The organism is Brevibacillus sp. FSL K6-2834 (genome assembly GCF_038592925.1).
Taxonomy (GTDB): domain Bacteria; phylum Bacillota; class Bacilli; order Brevibacillales; family Brevibacillaceae; genus Brevibacillus; species Brevibacillus borstelensis.
The window spans coordinates 5,640,640-5,665,766 of record NZ_CP151945.1 but is presented as its reverse complement, the minus strand read 5'-3'; the positions used below and the strand labels follow the sequence as shown (position 1 = coordinate 5,665,766).

The 25,127-nt window shown below is 49.4% G+C and carries 27 protein-coding genes; 24 read left to right on the top strand and 3 right to left on the bottom strand.

Going from position 1 to position 25,127, the window contains the following annotated elements; all coding sequences use genetic code 11:
• Positions 1 to 571: 571 nt before the first annotated feature.
• The 16 genes from rpmH to NST96_RS27155 all read left to right on the top strand — a co-directional run bounded on the left by rpmH (position 572) and on the right by NST96_RS27155 (position 16,698).
• Complete coding sequence (rpmH, locus tag NST96_RS27230) at positions 572 to 706, top strand: 50S ribosomal protein L34 (protein ID WP_003388866.1); 135 nt, start codon at positions 572 to 574, stop codon at positions 704 to 706.
• A 189-nt stretch (positions 707 to 895) separates the two neighbouring features.
• A complete protein-coding gene (locus NST96_RS27225; protein WP_122958770.1) occupies positions 896 to 1,705 on the top strand; it encodes a hypothetical protein in 810 nt (269 codons plus the stop codon).
• Between the two features lie 103 nt (positions 1,706 to 1,808).
• The gene (rnpA, locus tag NST96_RS27220; protein ID WP_003388864.1) at positions 1,809 to 2,177 is read left to right on the top strand and encodes a ribonuclease P protein component; all 369 of its coding nucleotides are present in this window, start codon (positions 1,809 to 1,811) and stop codon (positions 2,175 to 2,177) included.
• Positions 2,178 to 2,184: 7 nt separating this feature from the next.
• Positions 2,185 to 2,409 carry a membrane protein insertion efficiency factor YidD gene (gene yidD / locus NST96_RS27215; RefSeq protein WP_003388863.1) on the top strand — a complete coding sequence of 75 codons (225 nt, stop codon included), beginning with the start codon at positions 2,185 to 2,187 and terminating at the stop codon, positions 2,407 to 2,409.
• 54 nt (positions 2,410 to 2,463) lie between these two features.
• Positions 2,464 to 3,222, top strand: a complete 759-nt coding sequence (gene yidC, locus NST96_RS27210; RefSeq protein ID WP_003388862.1) for a membrane protein insertase YidC — start codon at positions 2,464 to 2,466, stop codon at positions 3,220 to 3,222.
• Complete coding sequence (gene jag, locus NST96_RS27205; protein ID WP_003388860.1) at positions 3,219 to 3,848, top strand: RNA-binding cell elongation regulator Jag/EloR; 630 nt, start codon at positions 3,219 to 3,221, stop codon at positions 3,846 to 3,848. Before yidC ends, jag begins: the two co-directional genes overlap by 4 nt.
• A gap of 473 nt (positions 3,849 to 4,321) precedes the next feature.
• The gene (mnmE, locus tag NST96_RS27200) at positions 4,322 to 5,698 is read left to right on the top strand and encodes a tRNA uridine-5-carboxymethylaminomethyl(34) synthesis GTPase MnmE (protein WP_003388858.1); all 1,377 of its coding nucleotides are present in this window, start codon (positions 4,322 to 4,324) and stop codon (positions 5,696 to 5,698) included.
• Positions 5,699 to 5,739: 41 nt separating this feature from the next.
• Complete coding sequence (gene mnmG / locus NST96_RS27195) at positions 5,740 to 7,638, top strand: tRNA uridine-5-carboxymethylaminomethyl(34) synthesis enzyme MnmG (RefSeq protein ID WP_003388856.1); 1,899 nt, start codon at positions 5,740 to 5,742, stop codon at positions 7,636 to 7,638.
• A gap of 197 nt (positions 7,639 to 7,835) precedes the next feature.
• A complete protein-coding gene (rsmG, locus tag NST96_RS27190) occupies positions 7,836 to 8,552 on the top strand; it encodes a 16S rRNA (guanine(527)-N(7))-methyltransferase RsmG (protein WP_003388853.1) in 717 nt (238 codons plus the stop codon).
• Positions 8,553 to 9,108: 556 nt separating this feature from the next.
• On the top strand, positions 9,109 to 9,672 hold the full coding sequence (locus NST96_RS27185; protein ID WP_003388852.1) for an MgtC/SapB family protein: 564 nt from the start codon (positions 9,109 to 9,111) through the stop codon (positions 9,670 to 9,672).
• Positions 9,673 to 10,707: 1,035 nt separating this feature from the next.
• Positions 10,708 to 11,559 (top strand): nucleoid occlusion protein, encoded by an 852-nt coding sequence (gene noc / locus NST96_RS27180; protein WP_003388850.1) that lies wholly within the window; start codon positions 10,708 to 10,710, stop codon positions 11,557 to 11,559.
• A 562-nt stretch (positions 11,560 to 12,121) separates the two neighbouring features.
• Positions 12,122 to 12,880: an AAA family ATPase gene (locus NST96_RS27175; protein WP_003388847.1), complete on the top strand. Its 759-nt coding sequence runs from the start codon at positions 12,122 to 12,124 to the stop codon at positions 12,878 to 12,880.
• The gene (locus NST96_RS27170; protein ID WP_122958765.1) at positions 12,877 to 13,719 is read left to right on the top strand and encodes a ParB/RepB/Spo0J family partition protein; all 843 of its coding nucleotides are present in this window, start codon (positions 12,877 to 12,879) and stop codon (positions 13,717 to 13,719) included. The genes NST96_RS27175 and NST96_RS27170 overlap by 4 nt, the downstream gene beginning before the upstream one ends.
• A gap of 18 nt (positions 13,720 to 13,737) precedes the next feature.
• Positions 13,738 to 14,898, top strand: coding sequence for an aminotransferase class V-fold PLP-dependent enzyme (locus tag NST96_RS27165; RefSeq protein ID WP_024983208.1), 1,161 nt, complete (start codon positions 13,738 to 13,740; stop codon positions 14,896 to 14,898).
• Positions 14,899 to 14,918: 20 nt separating this feature from the next.
• On the top strand, positions 14,919 to 15,635 hold the full coding sequence (locus NST96_RS27160) for a DUF554 domain-containing protein (RefSeq protein WP_003388844.1): 717 nt from the start codon (positions 14,919 to 14,921) through the stop codon (positions 15,633 to 15,635).
• A gap of 163 nt (positions 15,636 to 15,798) precedes the next feature.
• The gene (locus tag NST96_RS27155; protein ID WP_003388843.1) at positions 15,799 to 16,698 is read left to right on the top strand and encodes a diacylglycerol kinase family protein; all 900 of its coding nucleotides are present in this window, start codon (positions 15,799 to 15,801) and stop codon (positions 16,696 to 16,698) included.
• Between the two features lie 164 nt (positions 16,699 to 16,862).
• On the opposite strand, the gene yyaC is transcribed toward NST96_RS27155, so the two are convergent.
• Positions 16,863 to 17,471, bottom strand: a complete 609-nt coding sequence (gene yyaC / locus NST96_RS27150) for a spore protease YyaC (RefSeq protein WP_031932430.1) — start codon at positions 17,469 to 17,471, stop codon at positions 16,863 to 16,865.
• Between the two features lie 377 nt (positions 17,472 to 17,848).
• Here yyaC and NST96_RS27145 point away from each other — a divergent pair, with 377 nt between their 5' ends.
• The 3 genes from NST96_RS27145 (at position 17,849) to NST96_RS27135 (ending at position 19,326) form a co-directional block, all read left to right on the top strand.
• Positions 17,849 to 18,130 (top strand): DUF3343 domain-containing protein, encoded by a 282-nt coding sequence (locus NST96_RS27145; RefSeq protein WP_003388840.1) that lies wholly within the window; start codon positions 17,849 to 17,851, stop codon positions 18,128 to 18,130.
• The gene (locus NST96_RS27140; protein ID WP_003388839.1) at positions 18,127 to 19,044 is read left to right on the top strand and encodes a mechanosensitive ion channel family protein; all 918 of its coding nucleotides are present in this window, start codon (positions 18,127 to 18,129) and stop codon (positions 19,042 to 19,044) included. The genes NST96_RS27145 and NST96_RS27140 overlap by 4 nt, the downstream gene beginning before the upstream one ends.
• A 72-nt stretch (positions 19,045 to 19,116) precedes the next feature.
• Positions 19,117 to 19,326, top strand: a complete 210-nt coding sequence (locus NST96_RS27135; RefSeq protein WP_003388838.1) for a DUF951 domain-containing protein — start codon at positions 19,117 to 19,119, stop codon at positions 19,324 to 19,326.
• A gap of 125 nt (positions 19,327 to 19,451) precedes the next feature.
• Here the strand turns inward: NST96_RS27135 and NST96_RS27130 are convergent, their stop codons facing one another.
• A complete protein-coding gene (locus tag NST96_RS27130; RefSeq protein WP_031932431.1) occupies positions 19,452 to 19,541 on the bottom strand; it encodes a YjcZ family sporulation protein in 90 nt (29 codons plus the stop codon).
• Positions 19,542 to 19,891: 350 nt separating this feature from the next.
• Here NST96_RS27130 and pepF point away from each other — a divergent pair, with 350 nt between their 5' ends.
• Positions 19,892 to 21,802 carry an oligoendopeptidase F gene (pepF, locus tag NST96_RS27125; RefSeq protein ID WP_003388837.1) on the top strand — a complete coding sequence of 637 codons (1,911 nt, stop codon included), beginning with the start codon at positions 19,892 to 19,894 and terminating at the stop codon, positions 21,800 to 21,802.
• Between the two features lie 53 nt (positions 21,803 to 21,855).
• On the opposite strand, the gene NST96_RS27120 is transcribed toward pepF, so the two are convergent.
• Entirely contained in the window at positions 21,856 to 22,392 is a 537-nt protein-coding gene (locus NST96_RS27120) for a GNAT family protein (protein WP_024983209.1), read from the bottom strand.
• A gap of 387 nt (positions 22,393 to 22,779) precedes the next feature.
• Between NST96_RS27120 and ychF the strand changes: the two genes are divergently transcribed.
• From ychF to rpsR, 4 genes are all read left to right on the top strand, one after another.
• Positions 22,780 to 23,880, top strand: coding sequence for a redox-regulated ATPase YchF (gene ychF / locus NST96_RS27115; RefSeq protein WP_003388835.1), 1,101 nt, complete (start codon positions 22,780 to 22,782; stop codon positions 23,878 to 23,880).
• A 139-nt stretch (positions 23,881 to 24,019) separates the two neighbouring features.
• A complete protein-coding gene (gene rpsF, locus NST96_RS27110) occupies positions 24,020 to 24,307 on the top strand; it encodes a 30S ribosomal protein S6 (RefSeq protein ID WP_003388833.1) in 288 nt (95 codons plus the stop codon).
• A gap of 29 nt (positions 24,308 to 24,336) precedes the next feature.
• Entirely contained in the window at positions 24,337 to 24,795 is a 459-nt protein-coding gene (gene ssb / locus NST96_RS27105; RefSeq protein ID WP_003388831.1) for a single-stranded DNA-binding protein, read from the top strand.
• A gap of 56 nt (positions 24,796 to 24,851) precedes the next feature.
• Positions 24,852 to 25,082 carry a 30S ribosomal protein S18 gene (gene rpsR, locus NST96_RS27100; protein ID WP_003388829.1) on the top strand — a complete coding sequence of 77 codons (231 nt, stop codon included), beginning with the start codon at positions 24,852 to 24,854 and terminating at the stop codon, positions 25,080 to 25,082.
• The last annotated feature ends 45 nt before the right edge of the window (positions 25,083 to 25,127 follow it).

The following is a 25,127-nucleotide window of genomic DNA, read 5'->3' as shown; positions in this document are numbered from 1 at the left end:
CCAGAATCCCTCCTTTCGGGAACATATAGAGAAATGATAATAAGAGCCAACGATCAAAAGAAGATCAAAAGAAAACGTGTATGAAATCAGCTGTTAATGAAAGAATCGACTGTGGATAAAAAAAGTCGAAAAAAAGGGATTCCGCTCGGATAAGCGAAAAAAAGTAGACGTTATCCGCACCTTTGTGAATAAAATGATTCACAGATGAGGAAATCTGTCCACAAACTTATCCACACGCTGTGGAAAAGTAAAATGTTCGGCTGAAGTTATTCACGTTCCAAAACAAAAACATAATAACAGATAAAAGGCATGACAGCAATGGTTTTTTCATACTTATCCACAAACACAACTGATTGTATACTACACATATTCACACCCCAATATTTTGTGTACAAGCTGTAGATAATCTTGTCGAAAGATGGAAATGTGGATAATAGGATATCCACAGTCTTGGGAAATATCTCTTTGGGGATATTTACCGAGATCCCTGATTTCCAGCCTTTCTTGACTTTTTAGGCGAATCTCCTTATAATGCGTAGGTAATGGTTTTTGAGGACGGAGGTGTATAGAAATGAAACCATCGTTTAACCCAAATAATCGCAAACGTAAAAAGGACCACGGGTTCCGCAAGCGTATGAGCACGAAAAACGGCCGTAAAGTCTTGGCTGCCCGCCGTCGTAAAGGTAGAAAGGTACTTTCCGCATAGGCCACAACTTCAGTGGCCTTTTTTGCTGCATATCGGTCGGGAAAATCTCCTTGTGCGCAGGCTCCCTGGGGGGAGAGACATGTGCTTCTTTATCATTCAGATTTGTGAAACTTTCAGGCGTTGGAATCGTTTTATAGATCGATGCCCGGATTGTTTCGCAGAAAAAGAGGGTTTGATGAGGAGGCTAGCATGGAGCGCCAAGGGGATTTCACCGACTTTTTTCTTACATTGGCTGATGTATATCTGAAGCAAAACCCGTTTCCGGGAATGATCTGTGCGTATGCAGGGGCGTACCGGTACGTGTACGAAGCCCGTTGCGTTTATGATCCAGATGGCTGCTACCGGGCGTGGAAAGAAGAAGCGATTCGTTTCTTGGAGTCGGAGGAAGGAAAAAGCAAAATGCTGGTTCAAGCCCGCACGGTCGTGGACGAGAGGAAGCGATGGGCGGAGGAATCGCTGCTTGGCGGACTTGCCAAGACAGCATGGCTGGCCGGTGTTTCGGCATGGCTGGATGCAGTCATCATGTACGCCTGGTTCGAGAAGCGTACGCTTGCAACGGGGAAGCTCGTCCCGGCGATGAGGGAGCTGGCGGCCTACGGTGAATTCGTTTCACTGTTTCCGGCCATGTACCGAGATGATCATGATCTGTGGGAGCGCTTTCATTCCGTCGCGGCTTATCGTCGCTACTTCAGGGAGGCAGGAGGGGACGAATTTGCTTGCTCCGAGCTGCAGGATCTGCTGATGGAGCGAAAACTCGAGCGCCTTGTCCGGCAACGAGACGAAGAAGCGGCCCGCTGGCTTTTGCTGACCGAAGCAGCCTGGCTGTATCTGTCCTGTTCCGAAGAGGAGAGCCTTGATGAGCATGTCGCCGCACTGCCGCTGCCTTTGCAAGAAAAGCTGGGGAAAATCGGGTTTTCCGAAGCAAATGCAGACATGATCCGGCACGTCGGCAGGTTGTCCGATCAGGTTGTCGAAGCTGTTTTCCAAAGAAGGAATTGAAGAATAGATGCCGTTTTTGGGAAAAAAGTGGTCGAAACAAGGATATACTGGTAGATGCTGCATACGTTTTCTACTATAATTATGATGTTAGGGGTTGTTTACCTTGCATCGTTCCCATCGGCTCAGAAAGAATGAGCAATTTCAGGAAGTGTTTCAAAAAGGAAACTCAGCAGCCAACAAGCAGTTTGTTCTCTATTCTGCCAAACAGGAGGGACAAGCCGCTTTTCGCGCCGGGATTTCTGTCAGTAAAAAAATAGGTAACGCGGTTATCCGCAATCGGGTCAAACGGTTGATTCGCGAGGCGCTCTCCCGTTTGGAAAGCAAGATCCCATCCGGACTTGACTTGATCATTATCGCCCGTCCTGGTGTGGAAGCGATGTCATTGGATGCCATCGAGCAATCTTTGGTCCATGTCATGAAGCGGGCCAAGGTAATCAGGCAGGTACCGGTACAAAACCACAAAAGAGGGTGAGGCGGTCATGGGGCGCGTATTCATATGGCTGATACGAGGATACCAGTTGTTCATCTCGCCGTATAAGCCGCCATCCTGCCGTTTCGCTCCTACGTGTTCCCATTATGCGATAGAGGCTATTCGCCGTTTTGGGGCATGGAAAGGAAGCTGGCTGGCCATTCGCCGCATACTGAAGTGCCATCCCTTTCATCCGGGTGGATTCGATCCTGTACCCGAACGCCGCAATCATTAGCAGTTTTGATGAAATATAACCGATAACCGTTACAGGGAAAAGGAGGACCATCCCTTGAGCAGACGCATCCTCAGCATATCCATGCTGGCCCTGCTGGTTTTGATCCTGTCGGGCTGTAATCCTCAAGCGGCAGCACCTATTGGGCCGGACGCAGAAGGAATTTGGGACAAGTATTTTGTCTACCCGCTGTCCTGGCTGATCCAAGAGAGTGCCATGCTGCTCGGAGGCAGCTACGGCTTGGGAATTTTGGTAGCGACCATCATCATCCGGCTGATCGTGCTTCCGCTGATGGTGAAACAGATCAAAAGTTCCAAGAAGATGCAGGAGCTGCAGCCTGAGCTGCAGAAAATCCGCGAAAAACACAAGAACGATCCGCAAAAGGCCCAACAGGAAACGATGCTTTTGTTCCAGAAAAATCAAGTGAATCCATTGGCCGGTTGTTTGCCGCTGCTCGTGCAAATGCCGATCCTCATTGCGTTCTATCACGCGATTATCCGGACAGAAGATATCAAGACACATACGTTCCTGTGGATGTCCTTGGGCGAGAAGGACCCGTATTACATCTTGCCGATCATCGCCGGGATTACCACGTATTTGCAGTCCAAAATGATGGGTTCGGTCACTCAAGGCAACCCGCAAATGCAAATGATGCTGGTAATCATGCCGCTGATGATTCTGGCGATCGCCGTCACCTTGCCGTCCGCTCTGTCTCTCTACTGGGTATACGGCAACCTGTTTACCATTGTGCAAACATATTTCTTGTATCGCGATACCAATAAAGCGCCCCGTCCGAAGGAGGGAACCTCCAAGTGAAAAAGGTGGTAGCTACGGCTAAAACGATTGACGATGCTGTGCAAAAGGCCTTGGAAGAGCTGAGTGTGCCTCGTGAAAAAGTTAGCGTTCGCATCCTGGAAGAACCGAGCCGCGGTTTGTTCGGTCTGATCGGTTCCCGCGATGCCAAAGTGGAAGTAGAAGTTCAATTCGATCCGGTTGATCAAGGGCTTGCTTTCCTTCAGGACGTACTTGCCAACATGAACGTGGACGCCAGAGTAGAAATGCGCCGTGGAGAAGAAGGCATGCTGTTTGACATTCAAGGTGCCAACCTGGGAATTATCATTGGCCGCAGGGGACAGACGCTGGATTCGCTGCAGTATCTCGTAAACGTCGTAGCAAACCGCCATGCGGACAAGCATGTACGAATCGTACTCGATGCCGAAAACTACAGGCAGCGCCGCAAAGAAACACTGGAGCAGCTTGCCGAGCGCGTAAGCAGAAAGGCGCTGGCGATGAAACGAAGCGTCCGTCTGGAGCCAATGTCTGCAGCCGAACGAAAAGTCATCCATTCGTTTTTGCAAAAGCGTACGGATGTGGTAACGTACAGCGAGGGTGAAGAGCCCAACCGCTATATTGTCATCGCACCGAAAGAAGCCTCGTCGTAGGCTTCTTTTTTTGCCCATTTGCTCATAAAACGCCAGAGACCGGCGGAATGGAATGGACAGTCTACCGAGTAAAAGGCAATGGGAATAGGCGTCAACGCACAAAAGACATGGATCTATATCTGTCTCTATTCAGGGGACTATAGTCAGGAAGGGAGCACGCTTATCGTGCTTCCTTTTTCTTATCAACTGGTAGAGGTCAACCCGCCGGGTCGAGGCAACGAACAACAATGATAAAAGAATCGAATCATTGAAGAGCTAGTAAATGTGGATAACCAAAGTATAATGGGTTGGAGTCAAATCAAATCGAACATACTGTGGATAACGCTAAAAACAGGGCAATCAGTCGAGCTTGTGGATAAATTCCGGGAAAAGTGCATCAGGATTGTTTCTTTTCTTGGAATTTTTCTAGGTGTTCTGTTATGCTAATAAGTTAGTGGCTGACTCGTTTGTTTGGAAAGCTAGAGGTGAACAACATGAATTTTGATACGATCGCAGCAGTTGCGACTCCGATGGGAGAAGGTGGGGTCGCGATTATCCGGGTCAGTGGACCGGAGGCGATTGAAGTTGTGGATAAAATTTATCGAGGGAAAAAAACGCTGTCCACTGTGGATAGCCATACGATAAACTACGGACATTTGCGAAATCCACAGACAGGGGATTTGGTGGAAGAGGTGCTGGTGTCGGTCATGCGGGCGCCGCGTACGTTTACACGAGAAGATGTGGTAGAGGTCAACTGTCATGGTGGAATTGTTTCTGTAGAGCGGGTGCTCGAGCTGATTCTGGAAAACGGTGCAAGGCTGGCCGAGCCGGGCGAGTTTACGAAGCGTGCGTTTTTGAACGGACGCGTCGATCTGTCTCAGGCGGAGGCGGTCATCGATTTGATCCGGGCAAAGACGGACAGGGCGATGAAGGTAGCGTTGAACCAGGTGGAAGGCAAGCTGTCCAGACTGATTCGGAGCCTGCGACAAAATCTGATCGAAGCAATGGCCCATATTGAAGTTACGCTGGACTATCCGGAGCATGATGTAGAGGATGTTACCCAGAAGCTGCTTCGAGACAAGTGCCTGGAGGTAAAAGCAGAGATCGGCCGCTTGCTGCAGACGGCAAGACAGGGGAAAATTTTGCGGGAAGGGCTCTCCACAGCGATTATTGGGCGTCCTAACGTAGGGAAATCATCGCTGTTGAACAGCCTCGTTCAAGAGGAAAAAGCGATTGTCACAGACGTGGCGGGAACTACGAGGGATGTCATCGAGGAATTCGTAAATGTCCGTGGCGTGCCGCTTCGCTTGATCGATACTGCCGGGATCAGGGAAACAGAGGACATCGTCGAGAAAATCGGCGTGGAAAAATCTCGTCAGCTTTTGCAAAAAGCCGACCTCGTCCTGCTTGTACTCAATTATAATGAACAATTGACAGAGGATGACTATCGGATTTTTGAAGCCGCCAAAGGCTTTGAAGTGATCCTGATCATCAATAAATTCGATTTGCCCCAGCGCATCGATCTGGAGGAGGTTAAGCGTCATTTCCCCAACCAGCCGTTAATCATGACGTCTGCCAAGGAGGAAACCGGCATTGACCTGTTGGAGAAGGCGATCGCCGATCTGTTTTTCTCCGGTCGCGTTCAGCAGGATGATCTGACCTATGTGAGCAACGCGAGACATATCCAGCTGCTGCGGCAAGCGGAGCAGGCCATTGATGATGCGGTAAACGGGATTGAAGACAGAATGCCTGTCGATATGGTCCAGATCGATATCAAGAAAGCCTGGGAATTGCTCGGTGAAGTGATCGGAGAGAGCGTAGGAGAGGATTTGATTGACCAGATTTTCTCTCAATTTTGTCTTGGCAAGTAAACAGCTTTAGAGAATTGACTCACCCAAGAGGAGGAGAATTCATGATCCCAACCTATGAAGCGGAATCGTATGACGTCATCGTCATTGGAGCAGGGCATGCCGGAAGCGAGGCGGCTCTGGCAACTGCGCGAATGGGGTGCAGCACGCTGCTGTTGACCATTAATCTCGATTCCGTTGCGTATATGCCCTGCAACCCGTCCGTCGGCGGTCCGGCGAAAGGACATGTAGTCCGGGAGATCGACGCCCTGGGCGGTGAGATGGGGAAAAATACAGACAAAACGCATATTCAAATGCGTTTGCTCAATACCGGTAAAGGACCGGCTGTACATGCTCTGCGAGCGCAAGCGGACAAAATTGCCTACCAGCACGAGATGAAAAAGACGATTGAAAACACGCCAAATCTGATTCTTCGCCAAGCGATGGTAGAAGAGCTGATCATTAATAACGGCGTCTGCGAAGGAGTTATTACCCAGACTGGGGCTCGTTACAAGGCAAAGGCTGTCGTTCTGACGACCGGGACTTATTTGCGCGGAAAAATCATTTTGGGTGATTTGCAGTACGAAAGCGGCCCGAATAACATGCGCCCCTCTGTCCGGCTCGCTTACCACTTGAAAGAGCTCGGCTTTGACATGGTGCGATTCAAGACGGGAACGCCGCCCCGCGTCCACAAGAGCAGCGTTGACTTTTCCAAAATGGAAATTCAGCCCGGGGACGATGTTCCGCGTGCGTTTTCCTATGAAACAACCGAGTTCATCATGGACCAGCTCCCTTGCTGGCTGACGTATACGAACGAAGAAACGCACCACCTGATTAACGACAACCTGCACCGCGCGCCGATGTATTCCGGCACGATTGAAGGGACAGGGCCGCGTTACTGTCCGTCCATTGAAGACAAGATCGTTCGCTTCAACGACAAGCCGCGCCATCAGATCTTCCTGGAACCGGAAGGCCGCAATACGGAAGAGATGTACGTTCAGGGCTTGTCTACCAGCTTGCCGGAGGAAGTGCAGGTTCAAATGCTGCGCTCTTTGTCTGGGATGGAGAACGTCCGCATGATGCGTCCGGGATATGCCATCGAGTACGATGCGATCATTCCGACACAGCTTTGGCCGACTTTGGAGACAAAGAAAATTGAAGGATTGTTTACAGCAGGCCAGATCAATGGCACCTCGGGGTATGAAGAGGCTGCCGCACAAGGCTTGATGGCGGGGATCAACGCTGCCCGCAAGATCCAGGGCAAGACTCCTGTCATCCTCGGCCGCGAGCAAGCGTATATCGGCGTTCTGATTGACGATCTGGTCACAAAAGGCACCAGTGAGCCTTATCGTCTGCTCACTTCCCGGGCGGAATACCGTCTGCTGTTGCGTCACGACAACGCAGATTTGCGTCTGACCGATATTGGCCATGAGATCGGCTTGATCAGCGAAGAGCGGTACCAGAAGTTCTGTGCAAAACGCGAGCTGATCGAAAAGGAGAAGGAGCGGATCACCAATACCCGTGTTCGCCCAGACATGGCGGAAGTGCAGGAAGTCCTGCGTCAGGCAGGTTCTCCGGAACTGACAGAGGTAATCGAGCTGGCGCAGCTTTTGCGTCGTCCAGAGATCACGTATCAGCATATCGCCCAAATGGCGCCGTCGCCGGAGCCTCTGCCGGAGGATGTGACAGAACAAGTTGAAATCCAGATCAAGTACGACGGCTATATCCGCAAGTCATTGCAGCAAGTCGAGCGGATGAAGAAGATGGAGGAGCGGCGCATACCGGAATCGCTCGACTATCACCAGATTTCCGGCATGTCCAAGGAATCTCGCGAAAACCTGAGCAAAATCCGACCGCTCAACATCGGCCAGGCTTCTCGTATCTCGGGCGTAAACCCGGCAGACATTTCCGTTCTGATGGTCTATCTGGAGCAATACAATCGTGCAGGGACGGCAGCGGAGTAAGCCGCAGGCTGGGTCTGATTTGGCCAGATTGGGCCTCATTTGGTCAATTTGGACCAGCTTGGATCAGATTGGATCCGTTTTGTTCAGTTTGAACCAGGCTGGACCAACTTGGAACAGCTTGAACCAGTCTGAACCAGTCAAAACGTGCTTAGCCGTATAAACCTGCGAGTAAGCCAGTGGGTAAGGGAGTATAGCGTATGAACAAGGAGCAATTTGCCGAAGCTTTGTCTGCCAGGGGAATCGAGCTTTCTGAACGCCAACGGGAGCAATTTGATGGATACTACCGTTTGTTGGTGGAATGGAATGAGAAGATGAACCTGACGGCGATCACCGAAGAAGAACAGGTGTACAACAAGCATTTTTACGATTCGATCACACCGGCTTTCTACTTTCCCTTTGATCAGGTAGAAAAGGTGGCAGATATCGGGGGAGGAGCGGGCTTTCCCAGCATTCCGCTGAAGATTGTCTTTCCCCACCTGCATATGACCATCATTGACTCCCTGAACAAGCGGATGAACTTTTTGCAGCATGTAGCGGACGAACTGGGATTGGAAAACCTCTACCCCGTACACGGAAGGGCCGAGGATCGGGGACAGGAGCCCCAGTACCGGCAGGCGTTCGACCTGGTCGTTGCCCGTGCGGTCGCCAGGTTAAACGTATTGTCCGAATACTGCCTTCCTTTTGCCCGTGTCGGAGGGCACTTCATCGCTTTGAAAGGAGCGGACATTTCCCCAGAGCTAAATGAAGCCAAAAAAGCGATCAAAACGCTCGGAGGCAAGACCAAGCAGGTAGAGACATTCCAGCTTATGGAGGATGCGGGAGAGCGGAACATTGTCATCATGGAAAAGGTAGAGAATACGCCAAAGGGATATCCGCGCAAAGCCGGAACCCCGGCAAAAAAACCTCTGATTTGATTGGTGACAGGGATACGCCATCTTGTAAGGGCTGATCCCGTTATATATGTACGTTCAAGGGCTGTGGCATTTTTGCCGCAGCTCTTTTTTGTATGGAAATGCTGGTCTTTTGTATGGAAATAGTGGCCTTTTGGGCAAATGTCTGATGCAGCCAACTGCAGAATGAATGTGGGCTGAACCGCCTCAGAGCACCGGAACGCGTGGTTCTTCAGGCGAAAGGCATCGTTCAAAAGGCCGTATGCCCAATTTTTTAAGTTGAACAAGTGATCCTTTAACAAAATGGAGGAAATACTGCAAGCAAATCGAATAAGCTGTCGCTTTGCAAACTGGGAGGTAAGCTCAGGTAAATCAAACGGCTGTCCGTTGGCAAAATGGAAGTAAGCCGCAGGCAAATCGAGCAAAACGTCCCCTTTGTAACCCGGAAGGAGAGCTGTGGGCAAACGCTTGTTTTATTCGGAGAACTGATAAATGGAGTCTTGTCTGCATACATGTAACTAAGGCAGGATTCGTAATGGAGCATACAGGAATGAAGGAATGTTGGAGAGGGGGAATAGGAATGAATACTGCCTTGACGACATTTTTTCCACCGGAATTGCCGACCATACTATTGCGACTGTTTCTGGCTTTTATTGCCGGTGCTGTAATGGGATTGGAGCGGGAGCGTTTTATGAAAGGGGTCAACAGGCAACGCGGGGCTGGCTTTCGGACGTATAGTCTGGTCTGTTTCGGCTCCTGCCTGTTCGGTTTGGCATCCATCTACGGATTTTCGTCAAGCGGAGTAAATAACGATCCGGGACGTGTAGCAGCCCAAGTGGTCACTGGAATGGGCTTTCTGGGAGCGGGGGCCATTATCAAGCTAAATGGAAATGTAAAAGGGCTGACAACGGCCGCCGGCATGTGGGTCGCTTCTGCGATTGGCTTGCTGTTCAGCGCTGGAATGTACATTACGGCTATCGTCGCTGCTTTTTTTGCTTACCTCACACTGGACTTTCATCGTCTGTTCCCGCATCTGTTTCTTTTTTCAAATGATGCGCATGACGCTGATGATGATGTTTTTTCGGAAGATGAACGAAGGCATAAAGGAGAGGATCGAGCCAGGCATCCGGATGAGGATAGTTGATATGCGATTTGTTTCACGTGAAACATAGGAACTCATTCTCTTGTGCTATTTTCGATTTAGCTGGAGAAATTGGAGCATGTAAAAAAGGCTAGGAGGCTGCTGATTCGGGGATACCGATATGGGAATGCAAGAGATAAGCCACAAAGGGAGAAAGGTGTTTCCGTACAAATGTACGTTGAAGGGGCTATGGTGTTATCATCATGGCCCATTTCTTTTTAAAAGGACGATTTTCGGGGGGATGACAGATGATTTGGTTTTAATGTCGGTGATTTTCCAAAGTGTCGTTCCATTTCTATCCAGAATGATGACATAACCGACAGGTCTTGGGGAGACTACCTTTTTTGGTGGATGGAGATTTTCCTATGATACATCTATCATTAGTCTCTTTCTATTGTATCGAATGCGACTTTGCGACAAGTCAATAGCCAAGGCTTGGCTGAGAGACAGAAGGCAGGGGACAGAAGACAGAGGCATTGATAGTAATAAAGACAGTGAAAGTGAAAGAGGTAGGGGCGGAGAATTGTAAGAATAAGAGACAGTCACAGAAATAGAAGCAGACACAGAGGCAAAGACAAAGACAAAGACAAAGACAAAGACAAAGACAAAGACAAAGACAAAGACAAAGACAGTAACTCATAGACAGTAGCCATAGCTAAGCTATACCCAACTATAGCAGTAACAGGGGCAGATTCCTACTTCTATAATTGACTGTGTCATATAATTTCTCCCAAACCAATGGCCATTCCAAAACTCCCTATCAGCACCTTCTCGGTAAAAAATAATCGCCTAAAAAGGATCTCCGTACTGGTGACGTTACTTTCAACTGACTTCCAAATCCAACCATCCCCGCAATTGTGGCACTAGGGTGAAAGTAGCACATGTTTCACGTGAAACACGCTTTTCACAGCAGGAATTGGCCCTTTGATGCAGAAGTATTTCATTACGAATATAAACAGAAAAGTTGTCGCGATTTTTGCCATAGAAAGCTAATGAACGCAACGGCTGATGGAACGGTTGGAAGTGGGGGATTTTACCATGGCAGTAAAGGATTCGTTTTCTCGTATCTTCGGGTTGACGGACAAGACAGAAAATGAGGAGATCAGGCAAATACCGGTAGATGAGATTGTTCCCAATCCGTATCAGCCTCGTACGGTGTTTGACGATGAAAAGCTTGATGAGCTTTGCCAGACGATTCGGACGCACGGCTTAATTCAACCTATCGTTGTACGGATGAGAGATAACCGATACGAGTTGATAGCCGGTGAACGTCGCTGGCGTGCGACAAAGAAGCTGGGATTGGAACGAATACCTGCGATTGTTAAAGAGTTTAACGATACGCAAACAGCTTCGATCGCGCTGATCGAGAACCTGCAGCGGGAAGGATTAACGGCGATTGAAGAAGCGGTAGCTTACCAGAAGTTGATCGATTTGCATGATCTGACCCAGGAAAGCCTGGCACAGCGTTTGGGAAAAGGGCAATCCACGATTGCCAACAAGCTTCGTTTGCTTAATCTCCCTCAGGAAATTCAGGATGCGCTGTTGGCTCGACATGTGACGGAGAGGCATGCTCGCGCGTTAATCCCATTGAAGGACAGCGAGCTTCAGTTGAAAGTTCTGCAAGAGATTCTGGAGCGGGATTGGAACGTTAAGCAGACTGAGACGAGAGTGAAGCAGCTGTTGGAAGCATCGGAAAACCCGAAGCCGGAAAAAGAACCGAAACCAAAGTGGAAAGCTTTTTCCAGAGATACGCGGATTGCAATCAATACGGTGAGACAGTCGATCGATATGGTCATGCAAACGGGTCTTCCTGTAGAAACAGACGAGGAAGACCACGAGGAGTTTTACCAATTTACGATCCGCATTCCCAAACGCAGGGACGGCAAGTAACGATTGTTTTGATCCGGAATGACAAGACAATCAACCATTGGCATAGCAGCAAGCTGGAAAATAATTGATAGGAAGCAGGACCAAAAAAAGGAGCTATAGTGGGGAGCAGGGGCTGTAAAAAAGGAGAAGATGGTGGCACAGCAGGCCGCCTTTCTTTTTGGCCGAGCTTTCGCGGAAGCCTTCTTCAAGCGTCAGCCGAAGCTCGCAGGGAGTGTTTCTATCTGGCGGGACATTTGTCCAAGAGGTTTGCTGTCATGAGGAAAAATGCTCAATTCAAGAGAAGTAAGTGGGATGGATAGAGAAAAGAGGCGCTGGGAGAGGTGCCTTTTTTCCGCTTTAATCAACAGGCTGACTCACATGAAAAAACGTTTGTACAAACGATACGTTTCAAGCATCGTCTACCGCAGATGCAGTGTTTTTTGGCAACCTGCAGCCAGCCTGAGTCCCGATTGGATGACGATAGAAGCACTTTGGGAAATATTTCTCTTCCAAAAAACAGGGTATGTCAACAATAAATCTGGTAACATGTTTAGTAGATTGGTGTAAAAATGAGGTGGAGAAGTTGGGTAAAATCATTGCGGTAGCAAACCAGAAAGGTGGCGTAGGAAAGACAACCACATCTGTCAATCTGAGCGCATGTTTGGCCTCCCTGGGGAAAAAGGTACTGCTGGTGGATATAGACCCCCAGGGAAATGCTACAAGCGGAGTTGGCGTGAACAAAGCAGACGTGCGTTATTGCATCTACGACGTGCTGATTAACGACATCAGTCCTGTGGATGCTACTTTGCCTACTGAAATCGATGGTCTCAAGATCATTCCTGCTACCATTCAATTGGCCGGTGCGGAAATCGAGTTAGTCCCAACCATCTCGCGTGAGGTTCGCTTGAAAAAAGCACTGGAAGTTGTAAAAGATAAATACGACTATATTATTATTGATTGTCCGCCTTCATTGGGGATTTTAACGGTAAACTCTCTAACCGCATCCGACTCGGTACTGATCCCGATTCAATGTGAATACTATGCGTTGGAGGGCTTGAGCCAACTGCTCAATACGATTCGTCTGGTTCAAAAACATCTGAATTCTCAGTTGGCTATTGAAGGTGTCGTTTTGACCATGCTGGACGCACGGACCAATCTCGGATTGCAGGTCATCGAGGAAGTGAAAAAGTACTTTCAAGACAAGGTATACAAGACAATCATCCCTCGCAATGTACGGTTAAGTGAAGCTCCTTCGCATGGACAGGCCATTATTACGTACGATCCGCGTTCCAGAGGGGCGGAGGTATATACTGACTTGGCGAAGGAAGTGGTAGGTGTATGAGCAGAGGGCTTGGAAAAGGTCTGAATGCACTGATTACGTCCAACATGATTGAAGAAGAAGAGCATGTTTTGGAAATTCCTGTCGCAGATATTCGGCCCAATCCGTATCAGCCTCGAAAGGAGTTCGAATCGTCGGCGATCGAGGAATTGGCTCAATCGATCAAGGAGCATGGCATCATTCAGCCGCTAATCGTCAGAAAGAGCATAAAAGGATATGAATTGGTTGCAGGGGAAAGACGGCTTCGTGCAGCCAAATCACTAGGGCTGAAGAAGGTTGCGGCTGTTGTAAAGGATTACTCTGACCAGCAGTTGATGGAAATTGCGCTGATTGAAAACCTGCAGCGTGAAAATCTGAATCCGCTGGAAGAAGCGGAAGCCTATGAGAAATTGATCAGCCATCACTCTTATACGCAGGAGCAGCTGGCCAAAAAAATCGGCAAAAGCAGACCGCATGTCGCCAATATGCTTCGTTTGCTGCAGCTGCCCGAGCAAATCAGGAAGATGGTCTCGGCATCAGACTTAAGCATGGGACACGCGCGTGCTTTGCTTGGGGTAGAAAAGGAAGAGCTTCAGCTTCAACTCGCCAAAGAGGCAGTAAAGAAGGGGATCAGCGTACGGCAACTGGAAGAGCTGGTGAAACAGGCAAATGTTTCACGTGAAACATCGAAAAAGAAGCCGCTGAAAAAGGAGCCCCAGCTTATTCAATTCGAAGAAAGATTAAGAAGCAGACTGGGTACCTCGGTAAAAATCAAAAAAGGGACCAAAAGAGGAAAAATCGAAATCGACTTTTACTCCCAAGAAGATTTGCAGAGGATCCTGGAAATATTGGAGCAGGAGTAAGATCACAAGGAGGAAGCCATGCGAGTGATTTACTTGGACAATGCTGCATCAACGTGGCCTAAACCGCCGGCAGTAAAGGAAAACATGGCAGAGGTAATCGAGCATTTTGCAGCCAATCCGGGACGGGGCGGTCATGCGTTGGCAATGAAAGCGAGCAAGGCTGTGTTCCGAACGCGGGTCGAGCTTTCACGGTTGTTTGGGATTCAAAACCCGAATGACCTCTTTTTTTATATGAACGCAACCCAAGCCCTAAATCAGGCGATCAAAGGGCTGCTGAAAGAGGGAGACCATGTCGTTTCCTCTTCAATCGAGCATAACTCGGTGCGGCGTCCATTGGAATATATGGCACGTACAAAAAAGGTCGAGATTACGTTTGTAGAACCGCGTGAAGATCAACTGTATTACACAGAAGACTTTGAACGGGCGATGAAGCCGAATACGAGACTGTTGGCAGTCAGTCACGCATCGAATCTGACCGGAGTTATTCTTCCGATTGCAGAGCTGGGAGAACTGGCAAAACGGCATCAGGCTTTGTTTCTCGTGGATGCTTCGCAGACGGCAGGCGTTTTGCCCATTCATGTAGGAGAGATGAAGATTGACATGCTTGCTTTCCCCGGGCACAAAGGATTGTATGGGCCGCAGGGAACTGGCGGACTGTACGTCCATCCTTCTGTCGATTTGGAACCGTTGATTCACGGCGGCACCGGGAGTCAGTCAGAGGCCATCGATCAACCGACGACGAGACCGGATCGCTATGAGAGCGGTACAGCGAATACAGTGGGACTGGCCGGATTGCAAGCAGGTGTATCGTTTGTCCTGGAAAAAGGGGTAGAGAACATCCATGCCCATGAATGGAAGCTGACAAAACAAACAATCAAAGGCTTGCGCCAAATAAAAGGCGTAGAAGTTTACGGACCGGGAGAAGAGGTCGAAAGAGTCGGTGTGATTTCGTTTAACATCGAGGGTGTCGATGCGTCAGAAGCATCGTTTATCCTCGATCAGCAGTACGGAATTGCGACTCGTGCAGGATATCATTGCACACCTCTGGGACATCGGACAGCCGGAACAGAGCAACGTGGAGCAGTGCGGGCCAGCTTTGGCGTATTTAACACTGAACAGGACGTGGAAGCACTGTTGAACGCGGTACGGGAAATCGCATCCGCCTTTCAGTCTTCATGATTCGCAGGGGAGTGGAGTAAGTGATTTTGTTGGGGACTCTGGTTAATGCGATTGCCATTATCGCAGGAGCGTTGTTGGGACGCCTGCTGTCAGGCATACCAGAATCAATTCGGAAAACCGTCATGCAAGGAATTGGGCTTGCGATTGTCTTGCTGGGAATCAAAATGAGTCTGGAAACACAAAATTTCTTGCTCGTTATCCTGAGTATCGTGATCGGTTCGATTCTGGGAGAACTCATTGGCATTGAGTCAGGCTTAAACAAGCTGGGACAGTGGCTGGAGAGCAAAATGGGGGGAAGGAGCCAGGGAAGCATTGCGACTGGCTTTGTCACTACGACACTGGTTTATTGCATTGGCGCCATGGCGGTGCTTGGGGCGATGGACAGCGGACTCAGAAACAACCACGAAATATTGTACACAAAGGCAATGCTGGACGGCTTCTCTGCGATTATTTTTTCATCGACGCTTGGAATTGGCGTTTTGTTCTCTGCAGTGCCCGTTTTCTTGTACCAGGGCGCGATTGCGCTTTTATCCACACAGATTTATAACTTTGTCAGTCAGGAAACACTCGATGCCATGCTGGTTGAAGTGACAGCCGTTGGGGGCTTGATGATCATCGCGATCGGCATCAATATTTTGGAGCTGAAAAAAATCAATGTAGCCAATATGCTGCCGGCTTTGGTTATTGCAGCCATAGGAGTGCCCATCGTACGTTGGTTGGCAGTGTGGTTTGGGTGAGGGGCAGAGAGAAAGAAATTCCTTAAAAGAAAAGGCGTGAAGCCAAAAGCAGACGGATTCCCTGAAAAAGGAGTCCGTTTTTATTAGAAGGATTTTGCTAGGCAAAGAAAAAGCAGCATGTAATAATACAGAAAAAACAGCACAGATCGCGGGGAGAGTGCAGATGCTCGGATTTATCGTAAATCCAGTGTCGGGAAATGGAAGAGGGCTGCTGGTGTGGAAGCGCCTTGAGAAGGAACTGGAGAGGCGCAGAGCCATTTTTCGAGTAAAAATGACAACAAAGCAGGGGGAAGCCAAAAAGTTGGCTGTCGAGCTGCTGCAAAAAGAGGAAGTAAGCAAAATTATTGCGGTCGGGGGGGACGGCACAGTAAACGAAGTCATCAGCGGGATGAAAAAAGCCAACATTCCTTGCATATTTGGTCATATTCCGGCTGGCTCGGGAAACGATTTTGCCCGCGGACATTCGTTGCCGGGTGACCCGGTTGCCGCACTTGAACATATCTTGTCCGGCATGGAGGGCAAAGCGATTGACCTGTTCCGGGTAAACGGAGAAATCGCCGTAAACGCGGTAGGAGCCGGTTTCGACGGAGAGGTAGCCCGGGTAACCAATGAAGCTGCTTATAAAAACTGGTTGAATCGTTGGCGGCTTGGAAGGATGTCCTACATCATTTCTGTAATTCGGGTATTTTTGTCTTATCGGACGAGTCGGGTAAAGCTGACGGTTGACGGAAAAGAGACAAGATTGGAGAAGGTCTGGCTGGTGGCGGTGGCAAACATTCCGAATTACGGCGGGGGGATGCTGATTTGTCCGAAAGCTGTACCTGATGACGGGATGGCAGAAGTATGTGTAGTGAGCAATGTATCAAAATGGTCACTGATTAGGGCCTTTCCGATGATTTTTAACGGTTCCCATGTACGCCACCCTGGCGTTCGGTTTTTCCGGGGAAAACAGATTGTGATAGAGGCGGATAGAGAATTGAAGGTGCACGTAGACGGAGAAGTATCGGCATCAACGCCGATTACGGTAGAAGTAGAGCCAAGAAGCCAGTTGATATGTGGATAGAGCTCCAAGTCACCCGTTCATTTTTATAAGCGCAAAAAGAAGAAAGACTTGGAAATCCCGCGGTACGGGAGGCAAGTCTTCTTTGATCGCCATGATTTCATTTCGGTTTGATCATAATTTTGCAAGCACCGTTAAAAGACGTGGCGGAGCTGTCGTTCTGTGCCTTACTCAGGAAAAGCGCTCACCCGCTGGGAGTCGCCCGACGAGTGAAGCAAGGAAGCTTTAAACAGACCGGCCGCAATGATTTCAGCCATCCGCATGACCACGTACAGCCGGGTATTTTGCAGGACAAAGTATTCCATAAACCCGCCGACATTGACGATTCCTGTGATGTGAAAGGTCCCGACGGCAGGAAGCTCTTTTTTGACACCGGCACCGGGCTTGAGCGGGCCATCGATCACGTTGATATTTCCGACATTGCTGAATTGCCCGAGACAGGCATCGATGGCAATGATCAAGGAGTGCGGATGCTCCTGGCGGATTGCCTCCAGCTTCTCGCTCAGATTCATGGCATGCACGGGATCCTCCAGGGTACCGTAGACATGCAACGGAAGGGGCTTGTATGACAACAGCTTGCTGCCCACGAGGGGGCCGAGCGCGTCTCCGGTCGAACGGTCGGTACCTATACAAACAATGACAATCTCATCGCTGTACATATGCGAATGAAATCGCTGGACAAGATGTTGAGCCAGTTGGTCGACAGCAGTCTCATTGCGATAATCCACTTTCAGCGGCGGAAGCAATTGTTCCTTGCAGTTATCAGAGAGATTCATGACTACCCCCAATCCTGGCCACGGCCGAAATCAAAAGAGTATTCACAGTATAGTACCGAGAGAGCTTTTTTATACCCGCAAATGCCAACGTTGGGCAGGTTTCGAACAGTTTGCCAACTATCGCGACTCTCATTAGCATGAACAATGGAAACAGAACGGATGATGCAGAGGGGAAGAGAACTGGCGCGAACAGGGCTGAACAAGTAAAATAAGGAGTAGCACATGCGGGCTCCACAGAGCTTTTTTGGCGGGGGCTTGGTAACCGACGACAGAAGTCTTGCTTGCTCACTTTGCGATCAAAGTCTCGCAGCGGTACCCTATTGCCGATATCACATCGTGTTTTCCTGTCGGCCAAGCAAAAAGAGGGAGGGAAAGGCGTGGAGCAGGATACGGTCTTGATCGCATTTGATTCGACTCAGCAGGCTTTGCGGGCGGAAATGCTGCTGGAGTATGCCGATATCGACATTGATACCCGTCCGACCCCGAAAGAGATCACGGCCGGTTGTGCCCTTTCCATCGAATTTCCCGTGGACAATTACCAACAGGCCCGGGAAATCATTTCTGAGCAGCATGTTGAGATACGCGGCTACTTTCGCTTGTTTTCCGACTGCTACCATGAAATTGACGAATGCGGAAACAGGAAGGAGCAGGATAGATGAACGAAGAAATCGCAAAACAGGGAAGCTGGTTGGAATCGGTATATGAGAAAACCGTGGCCTATGTGACGGACCCGGAGATGTGGGTTCGGATCGGGCTGATCCTGTTGAAAATATTGCTGATTGTGGTTGTATCAAGGATTGTTGTGTCGATCGTCAATGCGGCGGTCAACAAAGTGTTTCAGCACCGGCAGGGAAGCAAGCTCCAGATGGAGCAGCGCCGTGTGGATACTTTGCGTGTACTGGTAAACAATGTTGTACGCTACGGGATTTACTTTTTGGCGATACTGCTTGTCCTTCAGCAGCTAGGAGTGGATCTGAGGCCAGTATTGGTCAGCGCGGGCGTGCTGGGGCTGGCGGTAGGCTTTGGTGCACAGAGCCTGGTGAGGGATGTCATTACCGGATTTTTCATTATTTTTGAAGACCAGTTTGCGGTCGGTGACGTGGTGACTATTAACAATATGACGGGAACCGTTCAGGAGATCGGATTGCGCATTACGCGGATTCGAAGCTGGACAGGCGAGGTGCATATTTTCCCCAACGGTACCATCAATCAGGTCACAAACTTTTCCCTGCAGAACACGTTGTCTGTGGTCGATGTGTCTGTCGCTTATGAGGAAGACCTGAATCGGGTAGAAGAAATCATCAAGGGGACATTGAAAAAGGCACAGGAGGAATTGGAAGACATCGTGGCCGAACCACAGTTTTTGGGCGTTCACGCATTGGGTCCGTCCGAGGTTACGATGCGGATTACTGCCGAATGCAAACCAAATACGCATCACGGCGTAAACCGGAAGCTGCGAGCGATGATTAGACAGGACCTGAGCAAGCAGGGAATAGAGATTCCTTATCCGCGTGTGGTGACCATGCCGGGGAGAGGATTTGAACAGGGGCAACAAAAGCAGTCGCAGTCGTAAAAAACAAGGAAAGAACAAGCAGCCGGCGAGGCAGCTGGAGCGGCAGATAAAGAGAAACAAGGGGGCACCAACATGCAGAGAAAGCAATTTACATTGGGGGATGTGGTCCAGATGAAAAAGGCCCATCCCTGTGGCACGAACGCCTGGAAGGTGATCCGGATGGGGATGGACGTCCGGATCAAATGTACAGGATGTGAGCACAGTGTAATGATTCCGCGGCTGGAATTTGAGCGCAAGATGAAAAAAGTGCTGATCCACGCCGAAGGGACCCCGGAAGAGTAAAGAGAACCGAATAGCGAGACGAAAAGAGGATGCAGCCACTATACTGGGCGTGCATCCTTTTTCATCTAGTCGGTGATGAAAGGTAACCTTACACCCCTTCGACTGGCTGGATGGCAGAGGGATGGTTAGTCGCAATCACAACCAACGATAACAAGCAGGATAAAGAGAACCAGCACGAGCGCGAAATCGTCGAAGTTGCCGTTGAAGAGACCCACTAGCTGACACCTCCTACCATGGATTCAATACCTATGCTATGTCGCAGAGGCAAAAGCGGTATGGGCGTTTGTCACGGGTCTGGGTAAAAATAAGTTATGCACATGCTATCCACAGAAAATGTGGACAACTTGATGCTGAATTGGGCTAATCCAACAATCAACTGTGGATAATAGTTTGTTCGATGAAAAGTTATCCACAAAATTATTCACAAAACAGAAAATTCTTTGGATAAATCAACCCCTTTTCCGTAATATTTAAAAAATTTTTATTAATAAGAAGGGATTTTTGGAGATGGATATAATTAGACTATATAGCAAACGGTAGAAAAGAGAGTAAAGGGGCGATTTTGTTGAAAAAGCAAGCATTTATCACACTGACAGCGATGGCAATTGCGCTGTCAACCGTCAGCACACCGTTTATCCCTTACAGTACACAAGTGGTTGCGGCAGCAGAGAAAGCACCCGTCTACAAAGACCGCTCCGAAATACCGGACGCCTACAAGTGGAAGCTCGACCACATTTATGCGAATGTGAAGGATTGGGAAAATGATGTGAAGAAAGCGGAAGACCTCGCAAATGCCTTTACCAAGCATCAAGGCAAGCTGGGCCAGTCTGCCGATTCTTTGAAAAAGGCGCTCGACGACTACAGCGATCTCATGCGTGTCACTGAGAAGGCCTATGTATACGCCAATATGGCGCTGGATGTAAACTCCGCGAATGCCGATCTGCAAAAGCTGGCAGACCGCGCAGAAAAAATGTACACTCTGGTCTCGGAAAAGACAGCCTGGATGCAGCCGGAAATTGTCGCGATACCGGATGGCAAAATGAAGAACCTGCTTGAGGCAAAGGATCTTGCTGCTTACAAAATGATGTTGGAGGATATGATTCGTACAAAGCCGCACTCCTTGTCAAAAGAAATCGAAGAGCTGCTGGCCAAATCGTCGCCACTGGGCAGCTCGCCGACCAACATTTACGGCATGCTTTCCAAGGACGTCCGTTTTCCGAAAATCAAGGATGAAAACGGAAAAGAAGTGCAGCTGACGAGAGCCAATTTCGTTTCGTATCTGGAAAGCAAGGACCAGCGGGTGCGCAGGGATGCGTATCAGGCTTACTACAAGTCCTTGATCGATTTTCAGGACTCGTTCGCTCAGACGCTGGCAGCCAAGGTAAAGGCGGACAATTTTTACGCGGATGTCCGCAATTACGACTCGGCTCTGGAGGCGAGCCTGAATCCGAACAATATCCCGACCAAGGTGTACGATGAACTGATCGAGACTGTCAATGACAATTTGCCGCTTTTGCACCGCTATATTTCCTTGAAAAAGAAAATGCTTGGCGTTCCCGAATTGCACATGTACGACATCTATGTGCCGATCGTACCGTCCGACGACAAGTACATCCCGTATGAGGAAGGCAAGAAAATGGTCGTGGATGGCCTCAAAGCAATGGGGGACGAATACGTCAAAGTGCTGGCCGAGGGATTGGAGAGCGGCTGGGTGGATGTCTATTCCACAGATGACAAGCGGAACGGCGCGTATCAGTGGGGAACGTACGATACTCATCCTTACGTGCTGTTGAACTACCAGGGCACGCTCGACGATGTTTACACCATCGCTCATGAGATGGGGCATGCCATGCAGTCTTATTACACGAACAAAAACCAACCGTATATTACGTCCAACTATCCGACATTTACCGCGGAAGTCGCTTCCACGATGAATGAGACGCTTTTGTTCAAGAGCATGTACGCTCAGGCCAAAACGAAGGAAGAAAAAATGTATCTCTTGAATCACTATCTGGAAAACTTCCGTTCGACCCTGTTCCGACAAACGCAGTTTGCCGAATTCGAGCGGGCGATCCACGAGAAGGAGCAGGCGGGAGAGTCCCTCAACGCGGAAGCGATCAAGAAGATCTACCTGGACATCAACAAAAAGTACTATGGCAAGGATATGGTTTCTGACGAAGAAATCTCGATGGAGTGGGCACGCGTTTCTCATTTCTTCAATTACAAATACTACGTCTATCAATACGCGACCAGCTTTGCCGCATCACAGGCGCTGGCCAAGCAAGTGATGGACGAGGGAGAAACAGCCGTAGAGCGCATTCAGAAAAACTTCCTCGAAGCAGGCAACTCCGCGCCGCCGATCGAAGTGTTGAAAGCAGCGGGCGTAGATATGTCTACCTCTCAGCCGATCGAACAGGCTATGCAAATCTTTGAAGAGACATTGAACGAGCTGGAAAAACTGGTGAATGAGAAGTAGAGAGCGGGCAAAAGCAGGAAAGCAGGAGAGTAATCTCTCCTGCTTTTTTGTATTCACCCGTGCCATTCGCTCCTCAGCAGGGAGAACATGATGACATCAACGAGTTTTCCTTTCGACATTTCGTATTCCCGCAGTCGTCCTTCTTCCGTAAACTGCAGCCGCTTCAACAGCTTGATCGAAGAGACGTTCTCCGGTTCGACCTTGGCCTCGATCCGGTTCAAACCCAACTGTTCAAACCCAAAGCCGAGCATAGCGCGGATGGCCTCCGAGGCATAGCCGCTGCCCCAAAAGAAACGTCCGAGGTCATAGCCGATTTCCGCCCGTTTATTTTCGTGATCCAGGTAATTGAATCCGCAAGAGCCGATAATTTCAAATGGCTGCCGCAGCGTAATCGTCCACCTGCACGCTTTTCCTTCCTGACTGAGTTCTTGCAGAAGCGAAATCATCTGTTCCGCTTGCGCCACATCTGTAAAAGCTTCAATGTTCATGTGCTTTGTCACAGCAGGATCAGACCAAAACGAAAACAGCGCGGGAGCATCCGTCAGCTCCATTGGCTTCAATTCCAGGCGGTCGGTTGTTACCTTATTCATATTCATTGCGTGTCCTCCCATCTATTGATGCAACTAAATTGAAAAACTGCAGTCTCTACCTGGGCATAATTCAGTCCTTTCAAAAAGAGGGATGACAAGCAATTCCCATAATATCACAAATAAACCGCCAATGCCCTCTCGTAAATAAGGAGAAGGTGCAACTCGTTTGCGTACATGCCTTTCATTGCCGGAAAAATCAAGCGGGAGCACGAATTTTGGCGGAGCCGAGAAATTTTTGACAAGAGCTCTGTCTTTCGAAAAGATATAAATAATAGAAGAAAGAGGAAAGAAGAACGAGTTTCCACATGGATTCGATTGTAATCCGCGTCGCAAGTTTTTATACTAGAAAGGATGTGAATGAAAAAAGGTACAAGGAGTTGTATATAGATGGGTGCATCTTGTGGCATTGTAGGACTTCCCAACGTAGGCAAGTCGACTCTGTTTAACGCGATTACGCAGGCGGGCGCAGAATCGGCCAACTATCCGTTCTGTACCATCGATCCCAACGTGGGGATTGTCGAGGTGCCGGACCCGCGCCTGAACAAACTGACGGAGATCGTCGTTCCGAATAAAGTGGTTCCGACGGCGTTTGAGTTCGTGGATATAGCCGGTCTCGTAAAAGGAGCCAGCAAAGGAGAGGGCTTGGGCAACCAGTTTCTCGGACACATCCGGGAAGTGGACGCAATTGCTCACGTCGTTCGCTGCTTTGAGGATGAAAACATCACACACGTAGCGGGACGGGTAGATCCGTTAAGCGATATTGAAACGATTAATCTGGAGCTGATCTTTGCCGACCTGGACTCGGTAGAGCGCCGGATCGACCGGATTGGCCGCAAGGTAAAAGCGGGAGACAAGGAAGCCAAGCTGGAGCTTGACGTGCTGGAGCGGCTGAAGGCTGCGTTTGAAGCGGGACAGTCCGCGCGCAGCGTCGAGATCAGCGATGACGAATTCAAGCTGATCCGCGAGCTTCACCTGCTCACAATCAAGCCGGTACTTTACGTTTGCAACGTGGCCGAGGACGGGATTCACGATGCCGACAACAATCCTCATGTACAGGCTGTCCGCAAGCACGCTGCGGAAGAAGGCGCACAGGTAGTCGTCATCAGCGCCAAGGTCGAAGCCGAGATCGCCGAGCTGGAGGGCGAGGACAAGCAGATGTTTTTGGAAGAGCTGGGACTGCAGGAATCCGGTCTCGACCGCCTCATCCGGGCTGCGTATGAACTGCTTGGCCTGATCACTTACTTTACGGCTGGCGTGCAAGAGGTGCGTGCGTGGACCATCCGTCAGGGAACGAAGGCTCCCCAGGCTGCAGGCGTTATCCACACCGACTTTGAGCGCGGCTTTATCCGTGCCGAGGTGATCGCTTACGACGACCTGGTTGAGGCCGGATCTGTAGCAGCAGCGAGGGAAAAAGGAAAATACCGTCTGGAGGGCAAGGAATACCTCGTCAAAGACGGAGATGTCATGCATTTCCGGTTCAACGTATAGAACTCAACCTTGCTTCGAACTAGGCATTTTGCTATAATACGATAATGCGAGTATTTATGGAGTGCATGTTTCATGCGTTTCGCAGCACTCGCTCCTTGCCCGCTTGCGGGCCGCTAAGTCCATAAGGAGGTGAAAAGGTATGCGTCAATACGAAGTGATGTACGTATTGCGTCCAGACCTTGAAGAGGAGAAAATCAAAGCTAACGTTGCACGTTACAGCGAAGTTGTAACCAGCTTTGGCGGAGAAGTAACCAAGCTTCAAGAAATGGGCAAGCGTCGTCTTGCGTATGAGATTCAAAAGTTCCGTGAAGGTTACTACGTTTTGATGAACTTCAAAGCGAATGCTGACGCTGTTGCGGAAGCAGATCGTCTCATGAAAATCAACGACGACATTATCCGCTTCTTGTTCGTACGTGAAGAGAAGTAATTGTCGTCTCGGGCAGAGGGGGACCCAAGATGAATAAAGTCATTCTCATCGGCAACCTGACAAAAGATCCGGAGCTGCGCTATACGCCAAACGGCGTGGCCGTTACTACCTTTACCCTGGCGATCAACCGTCCGCGTACCAACCAGGCAGGCGAACGCGAAGCCGACTTTATTAACATCGTCGCATGGCAGAAGCTGGCTGACTTGTGCGCTACCTATCTGCGCAAAGGCAGACAAGCGGCTGTGGAGGGCCGTATTCAAACGCGCTCTTATGATAATAAAGAAGGAAAAAAGGTTTACGTAACGGAAGTCGTCGCTGAAAACGTCCAGTTCTTGGGCGGAAAAGGCGGAGAAGGCGGCGGTTACGATCCAGGCTTTGGCGGCATGAAGCCGTCGGGCGGTCAGAGAGATGAGATGGATGCGTTTGGGGATCCCTTTGCGAATACAGGCAAGCCGATCAACATCTCGGATGATGACTTGCCGTTTTGATTGAAGGACACTCGATCGTATAACGTTCACATTTCCTGATAAAAGGAGGGACTTTCATGGCACGTAAAGGACGTCCAAATAAACGCCGCAAGGTATGTTTCTTTAAGGTTAATAAAATCAAGCATATCGATTACAAAGATACCGATCTGCTGAAGAAATTTATCAGCGAGCGCGGCAAAATCCTGCCTCGTCGTGTAACTGGTACTTCTGCGAAGTATCAACGTGCTTTGACAGTAGCGATCAAACGCGCTCGTCAAGTAGCACTGCTGCCGTACACCACTGAATAATTGTTACAAGCAAAAAAAGGGGGACACAATCGCGTGGCCCTCTTT